Origin of the sequence: Micromonospora coxensis (genome assembly GCF_900090295.1) — a bacterium.
GTDB classification, from domain to species: Bacteria; Actinomycetota; Actinomycetes; order Mycobacteriales; family Micromonosporaceae; genus Micromonospora; species Micromonospora coxensis.
Genome location: NZ_LT607753.1, coordinates 3,250,630 through 3,263,125 on the forward strand (window position 1 = coordinate 3,250,630; position 12,496 = coordinate 3,263,125).

At 72.7% G+C, this 12,496-nt stretch carries 6 protein-coding genes and 1 pseudogene; 2 read left to right on the forward strand and 5 right to left on the reverse strand.

The features are described from left to right. Nucleotides 1–241 precede the first annotated feature (241 nt). A pseudogene (locus tag GA0070614_RS31145) lies at nt 242–688 on the reverse strand (SRPBCC family protein); the annotation flags it as partial. Between the two features lie 156 nt (nt 689–844). Further along, a complete protein-coding gene (locus GA0070614_RS14735) occupies nt 845–4,378 on the reverse strand; it encodes a right-handed parallel beta-helix repeat-containing protein (RefSeq protein WP_157744997.1) in 3,534 nt (1,177 codons plus the stop codon). Nucleotides 4,379–4,494: 116 nt separating this feature from the next. Here GA0070614_RS14735 and GA0070614_RS14740 point away from each other — a divergent pair, with 116 nt between their 5' ends. Continuing rightward, nucleotides 4,495–5,601: a calcium:proton antiporter gene (locus tag GA0070614_RS14740; protein WP_172892439.1), complete on the forward strand. Its 1,107-nt coding sequence runs from the start codon at nt 4,495–4,497 to the stop codon at nt 5,599–5,601. Nucleotides 5,602–5,722: 121 nt separating this feature from the next. Here the strand turns inward: GA0070614_RS14740 and GA0070614_RS14745 are convergent, their stop codons facing one another. Together GA0070614_RS14745 and GA0070614_RS14750 are read right to left on the reverse strand one after the other, a co-directional pair. Beyond that, nucleotides 5,723–8,338 carry a right-handed parallel beta-helix repeat-containing protein gene (locus GA0070614_RS14745; protein ID WP_157744998.1) on the reverse strand — a complete coding sequence of 872 codons (2,616 nt, stop codon included), beginning with the start codon at nt 8,336–8,338 and terminating at the stop codon, nt 5,723–5,725. Nucleotides 8,339–8,446: 108 nt separating this feature from the next. Next, nucleotides 8,447–8,920 carry a hypothetical protein gene (locus tag GA0070614_RS14750; RefSeq protein WP_088976500.1) on the reverse strand — a complete coding sequence of 158 codons (474 nt, stop codon included), beginning with the start codon at nt 8,918–8,920 and terminating at the stop codon, nt 8,447–8,449. A gap of 219 nt (nt 8,921–9,139) precedes the next feature. Here GA0070614_RS14750 and GA0070614_RS14755 point away from each other — a divergent pair, with 219 nt between their 5' ends. Then, nucleotides 9,140–10,420, forward strand: a complete 1,281-nt coding sequence (locus GA0070614_RS14755; protein ID WP_088976501.1) for an MFS transporter — start codon at nt 9,140–9,142, stop codon at nt 10,418–10,420. Nucleotides 10,421–10,618: 198 nt separating this feature from the next. Here GA0070614_RS14755 and GA0070614_RS14760 read toward each other — a convergent pair whose 3' ends face one another. Next, nucleotides 10,619–12,331 (reverse strand): bifunctional metallophosphatase/5'-nucleotidase, encoded by a 1,713-nt coding sequence (locus tag GA0070614_RS14760; RefSeq protein ID WP_088976502.1) that lies wholly within the window; start codon nt 12,329–12,331, stop codon nt 10,619–10,621. Between the last annotated feature and the right edge of the window lie 165 nt (nt 12,332–12,496).

Sequence of the window (12,496 nt, forward strand, 5' to 3'; positions counted from 1 at the left end):
GGTACGTCGTCGTGGTCGGCTCGACCACCTCCGTCGTCCGGTACTCCGACTCGGTGGTGGTCGTCGTCTGGTCGTCGTCGTCGGAGCGGTGCCGGGCGGCGGCGACTCCGGCGGCGGCCGCGGCGCCCGCGACGGCGGCACCGGCGGCGACGGCCGTACCGGAGACACCGGCCTTGCCGCTGTCACCTTGCGAGGACGCGGCGTGCGCGACGCCCGGCGTGCCCACCCCGTGCCCCTCGCCGACCGAGCCCCGCCAGGCGCCGGTCTCGACGTCCCGGGACTCGATGAAGCTCTTGAACTTCTCCAGGTCGGACTCGGCCTGCTTCTCGACGATGTTCAGCTTGTCGCCGGCCTTCTCGACCAGCCCCTCCGGCTCGTACTCCAGGTGCAGCCGGACCATGGTCCGGCCGGCGCCCACGGGCTGGAAGTAGACCGCGCCGGCGTTGGTCGCGCCCTCGGTCGCCGCCCAGGCGACCTTCTGGTCCGGGACCTGCTCCAGGACGGTCGCGTCCCACTCGCGCTTGACCCCGGCGATCTGGGCGACCCAGTGCATGCGCCGGTCGTCGAGCTGGCGCACCTCCTCGACGCCACCCATGAAGCGGGGGAACTCCTCGAACTGGGTCCACTGGTTGTAGGCGGTGCTGACCGGGACGTCGACTTCGATCGACTTCTCGACCACGGTGGTCATGACATTCCTCCTCGTTCCGGTCGAACCTCCCTCCAACCGGGAGGGAGCCGTACTGGTCCACAGGAATCCGTACCCGTTGACCGGCGGCTCAACCGAAAACGCCGGAGCCGGCATCCGCCCGCTGGTCGCGGGGGACGCCGGCTCCCGGGCGGAGCGTCAGGCGGCCGGGCCGATGAAGTACCCGGACTGGTCCAGGATGACGTGCGCCGTACCCGAGCTGCTGTTGTAGACGTCGACACCGAAGTTGACCGCCACCAGCGCGGCGTTCGACGCGGTCTCACCCGCGACGAAGTTCACGTTCGAGGCGGTCGGTCGTGCCTGCGCGGACGGGTGGGCGATGAGCACCCCCGCCGCCGTGGGCTGGGTGACAGTCAGGTTGCCCACCAGCGCGGTCGGCTCCGGGCAGGCCGGGGCCGGGGCGCAGGAGGAAGCTGCCGTCGCGGGTTGGACGCGGGCCGCCGTCCGAGCCGTGAGCGCCCCACCGGACTCCCGGGTGTCGAGCAACCGGGTCGGGGTGAGCGGCACGAACGTCTGGGTGGCATCCGGGCTGAACCAGCCGGCCAGGTCGGCGATCACGTGGGTGCTGCCGGAGCTGGCGTTGCGGATGCTCACCTTGCCACCCACCACCGGCACCGTGACCAGATTGGGGATGGTCTGCCCGGTGACGAAGTTCAGGTGCGACGCCACCGGTACGGCGGAGCCGTACGGGAAGAGCGTGAGCACGCCGTTCGCGGTCGGCTTCGTCACGGTCACGTTGAGCACCGCGGCCGTCGCGCCCGCCGGCAGCTTCGCCGAGAGGTCCAGCGTACGGGTGGTGTGGGCCGGGACCGGTCCGGCCGCGCCCTCCCGGGTGTCGAGCATCCGCACCGGCGGCACCGGGGCGTAGCCTGAGCCAGCTGCCGTGTAGACGCCCTGGAGATCCGCGATCAGGTGCACCGAGGCGATGCCGGTGTGGATGAACACGATGCGTCCGCCCGTGACCGGTACGGTCACCTGGTTCGCCACCGTCTCGCCGGCGACGAAGTTGACGTTGGAGGCGTTCAGCCGGGTACCGTCCGGGCTGACCGTGATGAAGCCCGACGCCTCGGGCCTGGTCACCGTCACGTTGAGCACCAGCGCCGTGATGTCCTCGGCCGCCACCCCCGCGACGGTGGGGACCGGGTAGTAGAGCGCGCCGTTCTGCCCGATCGGCGCGGCCGAGCCGGTGCCCAGGCCACTCCGGGTGTCGACCAGTCGGGTCGGGGTGACCGGGGTGAACCGGGCGCCGACGACGGTGCACGGGCTCGCGGCGTAGCTGCTGCCGGTGCGGAAGTTGGTGGTGGTCCCCCGCACGTCGACGCAGACCCGGCCGGCCCGTCGGACGCTCCGTTCCAGGGAACCGGCGTCGGTGACGCGCCAGTAGCGGTCGCCCCAGAACCGGTAGGCGTACTTCGTCCGCTCCCGTTCCACCGGCCACGAGGAGCGCAGGCTGGCCCCGGCCACCACGTCGAGCGGGCCACCGCCGGGCTTGCGGCGCAGGTAGGGCGCCTCGGTGACGGGCGTACCCTGTGCCTCCACCGCGCCCCGGTCCCGGTAGCCACTACCGGTGCCGGTGTTCTCGGCGGACGGATCGTCGGCGTACGGGTTGTCGAGCAGATCGCTGTCCAGGACGCCGCGCGCGGTGGCGTCGGCCGAGTCGCGGGCGGGCGAACCGGTCCCCGGTCCGTACCAGCTGGTCCAACCGGTCTGCGTCCCGACCAGCCGAGGGTCGGTGGCGAGGTCGTGGGAGCCCTGCCCGGTCGCCGTCGTGAACGACGCGACGGTGGCGTGGTTCTCGCCGGACCAACGGTAGAGCGGACCGTCGCCGGCCGGGTCGATGAGGTTGTGGTCGACGGTGGTGGCCGGCACGGCGTTGTGGGCCACCCGGATGGCGACGGCCTCGGCCGGGGCGGTGCAGGGCTGGCGGGTGCGGGACGTCCGGACGATGTTGTTGCGGACGGAGGCATTGGTCGAGTCCGAGTACAGGTCGATGCCGACCCGGCAGTCGGTGACGACCGTGTTGTTGGTGACCGAGACGCCGGGGGACATGGTGGCCAGCAGGCCGGAGCCGAGTAGCTGGTTGCCGGCGACCGTGACGTCCGTCGTGCCCGGATCGAGGTCGACCGTAGGCCCGCCGGTGTTGCTGATGACGCTACGGCTGACCGTCACGTCGTCGGAGACGCCGGTGACGTTCACCCCACTCGCCCCGTCGGGCCTACTGTGAACGGTGAGCTGGTCCAGCGTGACCCGGCTGGAGTCCACCACGACGACGCCGTCGGCCCGGCTCTCCCCGTAGACGGTGAAGCCCTCGATGACGACGTCGTGCGCCCCGGCGACGATCATGATCGCCCCCATCGGGGCGGTGGTGTCGTACTTGCCGACCCGGACCGGTTCGTCGCTCATCTGGACGGCGCGGAAGGTGATCGGCGCGTCCGGGGTGCCGGATCGGGTGAACGAGACGTTCTCGTGATAGGTGCCCGGGTACACCAGCACCGTCTGGCCGGGACCGGCCTCGGCAGACGCGGCCTGGATGGTGCAGAACGGCGACTCCGGACTGCCGTCCTGGACGCCGGTCGGCGAGCAGTGGGTCTTGCTGACGTAGAGCTCGGCCCGAGGTGCGGTCGCCGTCGTCGGAGCGGGCGCGGCGACGGCGGCCGGCGCCGTCGGCCCGACCAGCACCGCACCCGCCGCCAACGGAACGAGCGCGAGCCGCGCCAGTGCGTTGTGCGTTGTCATCAACGTTCCCCCGTGATCAAGTTGTGCGTGCGCGGGCAGCGTACACCGATGGCCACCGATGCGAGCAGCACCGGAACTCCCGACCCGGGTGGACCGTTCGGTCGTGGTCGCAGGCGCCCCGGCCGGACGCGGCGGTGCGGGTGCCCGAGGTCGGCGGACCCCTTTGGCCGCCGCGATCCGCCGCCACTGTCCGGTGGGGACGACGGCCAGGTTGTCCGCCGTCCCCCGGGCGACGAAGTTCACGTGGGAGGCGTTCGGCCGCTCGGTGGCGTTCGGGTACGCGGTGAGGAAGCCCGGTGCCGACGGTGCGGTGACCGTCAGGTTGAGCACCGCGCCGGTGGGCTCCGGGCAGTCCCAGCAGTTGAGCAGCAGGAAGTTCGGCCGGAACATGACATCCTCCGCCGGCTCCAGCGCGCCGTGCCCGTTGCGGTGGATCAGGCCGCTGTCGGTCCGGGTGTCCACGATCCGGGTCGGGCCGTACGGCACGTAGGCGTCGGTGGCGCCGGACGCCGTCGAGGCGTAGAAGCCGGCCAGGTCCGCCACCACGTGGGTACTGCCCGAGCCGGCGTTGTGGATGCTCACCCGACCGGCGACCACCGGCACCACCACCAGGTTCGGGATGGTCTGCCCGGCCACGAAGTTGAGGTGCGAGGCCTCGGGCGTCGCACTGCCCGCCGGGAACACCCTGAGCACGCCCGCCGGGGTCGGCGCGGTGACCGTCACGTTGAGCACCGCCGCTGTGGCGTCGGCCGGCACCTTCCGGGACAGGTCGAGCTGGCGGGTGGCGTACGCGCCGAACGCGGTCCCGCCCGATGCGCGGGTGTCCAGCGCCGGGTCGTGGCCGGAGCCGGGAGAGCGGGCCGGTCGGCGCTGCGGAGCGATGAAGACGCCCGCCTGGTCCACGATGGTGGGGATGTCCGCCTTGCCGTTGAGCACCGGCGCCATGATCAGGTTGGGGGTGGTCTGCCCGGTGACGACGTCCCGCCGGGCACCAGCGACGGGGTGCGCGCGACGATCGGCGACCGGTCCGCTCGCCTGGCATTGTTGAGCGCATGACCGCGCTGATCCGATCCCGTCTGTCCCACTGGACCGTCTTCGTACCGGTCCTCGCGGTCGTGCTGCTCGTGGTCACCTGGGGTCGCGACCTCTCGGGGATCGTGGTCGCGGTGGTCGCCGCCCTCCTGGCCGGCGCGGTCCTGGCGGCCGTGCACCACGCCGAGGTGGTCGCGCACAAGGTCGGTGAGCCGTACGGCTCGCTGGTGCTCGCGGTCGCGGTCACGGTGATCGAGGTCGCGCTGATCGTGACCCTGATGATCAGCGGCGGCGACAAGGCCCAGGCGCTGGCCCGGGACACCGTCTTCGCCGCCGTCATGATCACCTGCAACGGCATCCTCGGCCTGTCCCTGCTGCTCGGCGCCCTGCGCCGCCGGGTGGCGGTGTTCAATCCCGAGGGCACCGGCGGCGCGCTGGCCACCGTCGCCACCCTCGCCACCCTCAGTCTGGTGGTGCCCACCTTCACCACCAGCCGGCCCGGCCCGGAGTTCTCCCCCGCCCAACTCGCCTTCGCGGCGGTGGCGTCCCTGGCCCTCTACGGGCTCTTCGTCATGGTGCAGACCGGCCGGCACCGGGACTACTTCCTCCCCGTCACCAGCGACGGCAGCGTCGTCGACGCCGACGGCGACGGGCACGCGGACCCGCCCTCGGCGCGTACCGCGCTGGCGAGCCTCGCCCTGCTGCTCGTCTCGCTGATCGCCGTGGTGGGCCTGGCGAAGGGCGTCTCCCCCGCCATCGAGTCCGCCGTCGCCGCCGCGAACCTGCCGCAGGCCTTCGTCGGCGTGGTCATCGCGCTGCTGGTCCTGCTCCCCGAGACCCTCGCCGCCGCCCGGGCCGCCCGGCGCGACCGGGTGCAGATCAGCCTGAACCTCGCCCTCGGCTCCGCCATGGCCAGCATCGGTCTCACCATCCCGGCCATCGCCATCGCCTCCATCTGGTTGGACGGGCCGCTGCTGCTCGGCCTGGGCGGCACCCAACTGACGCTGCTGGCGCTGACCGCGGTGACCGGCGTGCTCACCGTCGTCCCGGGCCGGGCGACCGTGCTCCAGGGTGGGGTGCACCTGGTGCTGCTCGCGGCGTTCGTCTTCCTCGCCGCCAGCCCCTGACCCGCCTCCGGCGCCCCGTCCACCACGTACCCGCCGCAGCCGGCCTCGTCAGCCGGGGGGGGACCGAGACCCCGACGGTCGCGCCCCGGGACGGGACGCGACCGCCGGGCGGCATGCGGGGTCAGGCCGGGGCGATGAAGTAGCCCGCCTGGTCGGCCACGACGTGGGTGCTGCCGCTGCTGTGGTGGTACGCGGTGAACCGCCCGAGGTCGTCGACCTTGACCACGGCCAGGTTCGCCGCCGTCTCCTTGGCGACGAAGTTGACGTTCGACGCGGTCGGGGCGCCCTGGCCGGCCGGGTACACGGTGAGCACCCCGGCGGCGGTGGGCGCGGTGACGGTCAGGTTGAGCACCACCGCGGTCGGTGCGGGGCAGGGCCCTTCGCACTGGACGTCCACCAGGACGGCGGCCGACGCCTTCTCGTACCTGGTGAACGGCCCGTCGTACGGCTTGATCCAGCCGGTGCGGTTACGGCTGTCGGCGATCCGGTGCGGGCCGTGCGGCACGTACGTCTGGTCGGCGCCGGACGCGGCCGAGCCGAAGTAGCCGGCCAGATCGGCCACCACGTGGGTGGTGCCCGAACTGGCGTTGCGGATCATGGCCTTGCCGGCGACGACCGGGACGACCACCAGGTTGGGGATGGTCTGCCCGGCCACGAAGTTCAGGTTCGAGGCCACCGGCACGGGCGAGCCGTCCGGGTAGACCGTGAGCACGCCGCTCGCCGTGGGCCTCGTGACGGTGACGTTCAGGATCACCGCCCGCGCGTCGGCCGGCACCCGGCCCGACAGGTCCAGCCGTCGCTCGCCGTTGGCGGCCAGCGCCGCGCCGGTGCGGGTGTCCAGCACCCGGGTGGGGTCCGACGGCTTCAGACCGGAACCCTGCCGGCCGTAGAAGCCCTGCAGGTCGGCGACGAGGTGGACCGTCCCGCTGCCGCTGTGGCGCAGTCGGATTCGGCCGTTGACCATCGGGACGGTGACCAGGTTCGGGACGGTCTCCCCGGCGACGAAGTTGACGTTGGACGAGTCGGGCCTGACGCCGCCGTCCGGGTAGACCGTGATGAACCCGGACGCCGTCGGCCGGGTGACCGTCACGTTGAGCACGACGGCGGTGATGTCCGTGGCCGGCGTGCCGCCGATGCTCGGGATCGGGAGCACGACCTCGGTGTTCGCGGGCACCGGCGTGGTGGTGGCGGTGCCGAGCGCCGCCCGGGTGTCGAGCAGCCGGGCCGGCGTCACCGGTTGGTAGAGCGCGCCGACCGTGGTGCAGTGGTGGTAGCTGTAGTCGGGGGCCGCGCGGAAGTCCGTGAAACTGGTCCGGGTGGCGACGCAGCCCTGACCACCACGGCGGAACGAGTGGTCGAGTGTCCGGGCGGCGGTGATCCGCCAGAACGGCTCGCCGTCGAACTTGTACGCGATGGAACCGCCCTCGCCATCGGTCGGCCAGGCGTACATCGGCGCGGCGATCGCGGTCACGGCGAGCGGGTCGCTGCCGCGCTTGCGCTGGATGCCGACCTGGCCGCCGTTGACGCCGCCCTGGACCTCGATCGCGCCCCGGTCGTGGTAACCGATGCCGGTGCCCGTGTTCGCCACGCCCGGGTTGTCGCTGTGCGGGTTGTCCAGCATGTCGGTGCGGGTGAGCCCCTCGGCGGCGGCGTTGGCCGAGTCGACCGCGGGCGAGCCCGGGTCGGTCGGGAGGTACTTCCGCCCCGCCAGTCCCCTGATGGAGCCGACGCGCGGGTCGGCGGCGAGGTCGTGTCCGCCCTGCCCGGTGGCGGCGCGGAACGACGGCAGGTCGGCGTGGGTGGCGCCGGCCCAGGTGTAGAGGGCGCCGCCGCTGACCGGGTCGATCAGGTTGTAGTCGGCGACGGCTCCCTCGGTGGACTGCGCGGAGACCGCGACGGCGGCGGCGTTCTCCGGCGTGGCGCAGGCGGCACGGAGCAGGTTGGTGCGGACCACGTTGTTCTGGATCTGCACCCCGGGGGAGGTGCCGGCCACGTCGATCCCCCGGGAGCACTTGGTGAGCACCGTGTTGTTGGTGACCACGGTGTCCGGGGCGTCGGTGGCCAGCAGACCACCGACGTACAGCTGGTTGTGGACGACGACGGTGCCGGTCGCACCGGGGTCGACCCGTACCGACGGCGCCGGGCTCGTCCAGGAGTTGTGCAGGAAGCTCCGGCTCACGGTGACGTCGCTGGACGCTCCGGTGACCCGAACGGTCTCCGGAGCCCACTGCACGGCCGCGGTGAGCCGGTCGAGGGTGATCCGGGTGGAGCCGTTCACCACCAGCGGCGTCCGCTCCGGTTTCGCCACCACCCGGAAGCCCTCGATCACCACGTCGTGCACGCCGGCGATCGTGAAGATCGTGTCGTCGATCTCGCCGGTCTCGACGTCACCGACGTGGACCCCACCCTCCGGGCCGTTGACCGCCCGGAAGGTGATGGGCGCGTCCGCGGTGCCGGAGCGGGTGAAGGTGACCGCCTCCTGGTAGTAGCCCGGCTGCACCAGCACCGTCTGGCCCGGTTGCGCCACGGCCGCCGCCGCTCCGATCGTGCAGAACGGCGCGGTCATGCTGCCGTTCCCGCCCGGCGCGCAGCCCTGGTCGCTGACGTACAGCTCGTGGGCGACCGCCTCGGTGACCGGCGCCGGCGCGGCGACCGCCGCGGGCACCACCGGGGCCACCAGGCCCACGCCACCGAGAAGTGGTACGGCCGCGAGCCGCGCCCACACACGTCTGTCCATCAATCGCCCCCGCGAAAATCGATATTGGTGGCGGGAGCGTAGCGTGACGGACGCCGATGTCGGCAGCACCGATCAGCCGGTGCCCCTGGCCGATCGGCCCCGACCTGATCAGTCCTGGTGCTCCGTGCGGGCGATCTCGGTGAACGCCGCCTCCAGACAGGAGCCGACCGGACGGCCGGCCACCGCGAGCAGATCGGCGACGAGCAACGGGGCGTGCCGGGCCAGCGCCGACGGGTCGGGCGGGGCGTCGTCCTCACCCGGGTCGTAGACGCCGAGCGCGCCGGCCAGCAGGACCAGCACCACGTGCGGGTCGACGTCCGGCCGCCACTGCGCCGCCGCCCGGACGCAGTGCTCCAGCACCTGCCGGACGTCGTCGGAGTCGAGCCCGTCCGGGTGGGTCTCCTCCAGCAGCAGCCGCACCACGGTGCCGAGGACGAGACCGGAGCGCTCCGCGGCGGCCAGCCGCGCGGTCGCCGCCTCGTACGCCTCGGCGTCGTGCGCCCGGACCGCGTCGACGGCGTCGGTCGCGGCGGCGGCGATCTCGCGGGCCGGTGCGGGCAGGTGTCGCCAGGTCACGCTCACCGGGCCAGCATGGCAGAGCCGACCGACACGGCCGACGAGCCGGGGCGTGGCACGCCTTCGCCCGGTCCAGCCGGAGCCGGACCGGGGCATGCGGTCCCGTCCCCGCAGTGAGGGCCGTGAGCAGCGGAGCGTGTGCTTGCTCACCTCGGACGGCCCGGCCCGCGGCAGCGGCGGCAAAACCCGTCGCGGCCTGTCGGACCCGCTGGACAGAATCGCGGCATGCTGCGCCGATCCCTCCCCCGCCGTCCGGAAGCCCGCCGCATCCTGGTGGGCACCCTCCTGTCGGCGATCGGACGCGGCCTGACCCTGCCGTTCCTCTTCATCTACCTGACCGACGTGCGCGGCCTCTCCGACCCGCGCGCCGGCCTGGTCATCGGCTGGTACGGCGCGGTCACCCTGGCCCTCTCCCCGCTGGGCGGGACGCTCATCGACCGGTTCGGCGCCCGTCGGGTGCTGCTGCCGGCCCTGCTGATCGAGGCGGTCGGCACCGGTTCGCTGGCGCTGGTCGACTCGACCGCCTCGGCGTTCGGCGTGATCACCGTGGTCGCGATCGGCAGTTCGGCGATCTGGTCCGGGCAGAACACCATCCTCGCGTCGCTCACCGCCGACGACGAACGGCAGCGGGTGTACGGACTGAACTTCGCCCTGCTCAACCTCGGTATCGGCGTCGGCGGCCTCACCTCGGGCGCCATCGTGGACACCGCGCGGCCGATCACCTTCGAGCTGATCTACCTGCTCGACGCGCTCAGCTACCTGACCCCGGCGCTGATCCTGCTGAGCCTGCCGCACGTCGGCCACCGGCTCGCCGACGCCACGGCCGGCGCGAAGGGTTCGAGTGGGGGCTACCTCACCGTGCTGCGGGACCGGCCGTTCCGCCGCCTGGTGATCTTCGGTCTGGTGCTGACCACCTGCGGGTACGCCCAGATCGAGGTGGGCTTCACCGCGTACGCGGTCCGGGTGGCCGAGGTGACGCCCCGGGTCGTGGCCTGGGCGCTGGCCGGCAACACCGTGATGATCGTGCTGTCCCAGCTGCTGGTGATCCGGCGGATGGAGGGGCGCAGCCGTACCGGAGCGCTGGCGGTGGTGGGTGCGGTCTTCGCCGCCGCCTGGCTGATCCTCGGCGCGGCCGGCCTGGTGGGCACGGGCAACGCGCTGGTGGCGGCGCTCCTCGTGGTGGCCTGCGCGGCGGTCTTCGGCTTCGGCGAGACCATGCTGTCCCCGGTGATGCCGGCGCTGACCAACGCGCTCGCCACCGACGAACTGCGGGGTCGGTACAACGCGATGAGTTCGATGATCTTCGGGATCAGCGGAGTGATCGGGCCGGTGACCGCCGGCCCGCTGATCGGGGCCGCCGACGGCAAGGTGTGGGTGGCGGTCGTGGTCGGCGGCTGCCTGGCCGCCTCGGTGATCGCCCTGTCCCTGCGCCCGCTGCTCTCCGCCGTCCAGGACGGGCGGACCACCGCCGCCGACACCCCGGTCACCGCCCCCACCCCCGCCTGACCCGCCTGCCGCCCGGCCTGCGCCGGCCCCGACCGGGCCCAACTCCGACCGGCCTGGCCGACCCGGCCTGCGCCGGGACCGAGCGCGATCGTGACCGCCGGCCAGGCCGAGCCCGTGCCGGACCGGGCCGGACGGGCGGCGGGACGCCGACGGGCCCCGGAGCGGATGCTCCGGGGCCCGTCGTGCCGAGGGCTGCCGTCAGGCGGCGGGAACCTCGGCGGTGGTACGGATCCGGTCCAGGGCCGGCGCGGAGACCGGCGAGGACGCGGTCAGGTACGCCACGAAGGCGTCCAGGTCGATCATGCCGGTGACCTGGTTGGTGCCGCTCTTGAGCGTGGTGAACCCGTCGCCGCCGCCGGCGAGGAAGTTGTTCACCGTGACCCGGTAGGTGCCGGCGTCGGTGACCGTGACGCCACCCAGGGTCAGGCTGCCCCGGACGACCCGGGTGCCGGCGCACGGGTCGGCGGTGGTGCCGGTGACGCCGTCGACGTCCACCGTGTACCGCACCGACGAGGACGGGTAGAGCGTCCGGCCGACGACGAACTGCTGCTCCAGCACGCAGTAGAGCTGCGCGCCGGTGAGGTCCAGCGTCACCAGGTTGTTGGCGAACGGCTGGACGGTGAACGCCTCCTCGTAGGTGACCGGGCCGGCGTCGAGGTCGGCGCGGACACCACCGGGGTTCATGAACGCGCCGAGCGCGCCCTGTTCGGTGTCGGTGGCGGCCAACTGCGCGTCGGCGATCACGTTGCCCAGCTCGGACTCGCCCTTCGCCGTACCGAAGAGGGTCTCCTGGACCCGGTCGAGCGGCTCGGCCGTGGTCCCGACGACCTTGGTGGCGACCGGGCCGAGGGCCGTCTTGTAGCGGGTGATCAGCTCGGTCTGCGCCGGGTCCTTGGCGACGTCCCGGGTGACCACGACGTTGTTCGCCGAGGCGGTGAGCACGTCACCGGTCCTGCGGTCGATCTTCAGGTCGATGTCGGTGACCAGGCGGCCGAACGAGCTGGCGCTGGTGACCAGCTTGCCGTTGACCTCGCAGTTGTACGCCTGGTGGGTGTGCCCGCTGACCACCACGTCGATGGCCGGGTCCATCCGGTTGGTGATGTCGACGATCGGGCCGGTGAAGCCCTTGCAGTCGTTGATGCCGCCGGTGGAGTCCTGCTGGCCGCCCTCGTGCAGCAGCACGACGATGCTCTCGACGCCCTGGGCGCGCAGCACGCGGGCCCACTTGTTGGCGGTCTCGGCCTCGTCGGCGAAGGTCAGGCCGGCGACACCCTCCTGGCTGACGATCTGCGGGGTGCCCTCCAGGGTCATCCCGATGAAGCCGACCTTCACGCCGGCGACCTTCTTGATGCCGTACGGCGGCAGCAGCGGCTGGCCGGTGGCGGTCTTGAAGGCGTTGGCGGAGAGGTACTGGAAGCCGGCCCCCTTGTACGGGGTGCCGTCGGCGCAGCCGTCGACCGGGTGGCAGCCGCCGTTCTGGATGCGGAGCAGCTCGTTGGCGCCCTCGTCGAACTCGTGGTTGCCGACGCTGGCGAAGTCCAGCCCGGCCATGGTGAGCGCCTCGATGGTGGGCTCGTCGTGGAACGCGGCGGAGAGCAGCGGCGAGGCGCCGATCAGGTCACCGGCGGCGACCGTGATGGTCCGCTCCTGCTCCTCCTCGGTGGCGCCGCGCAGCGCGGCGAGCTGGGTGGCGAGGTATTCCGCACCACCCGCCGGCTGGCCGGCGATGCTGCCGCTGGAGCCCGTCGGGGGCTCCAGGTTGCCGTGGAAGTCGTTGAGGGCGAGCAGCTTGACGTCGACCGGCTTCGGGCCGGCCTCGGCCTGGTTCGGGTTGACGGCGACCGTGCTCAGCGCGGCCGCGGCGAGCGCGGTCAGACCGATGGCGGCCCTACGCATCCCGGGGACGGACATGGAACTCCTCGTGAGGTTCGGCGTTGGACGCTGCACGGACGATGGTTCGTCCGGCGACCCTGATCCGTGCCGTGACAGGGGTCGATCGCGGATGGCGGCGGTCGGGGGTTCGCCGCTCCGTCGGGTGACAGCCTCTCATCTCCGCCACCGCCGGTCGACTGGGGA

Coding starts and splice junctions, on each gene's coding strand:
- GA0070614_RS14755 (WP_088976501.1), top strand. CDS start 9,140: ATGCTGCGCCGATCCCTCCCCCGCCGTCCGGAAGCCCGCCGCATCCTG.
- GA0070614_RS14740 (WP_172892439.1), top strand. CDS start 4,495: ATGACCGCGCTGATCCGATCCCGTCTGTCCCACTGGACCGTCTTCGTA.
- GA0070614_RS14745 (WP_157744998.1), bottom strand. CDS start 8,338: ATGGACAGACGTGTGTGGGCGCGGCTCGCGGCCGTACCACTTCTCGGT.
- GA0070614_RS14760 (WP_088976502.1), bottom strand. CDS start 12,331: ATGTCCGTCCCCGGGATGCGTAGGGCCGCCATCGGTCTGACCGCGCTC.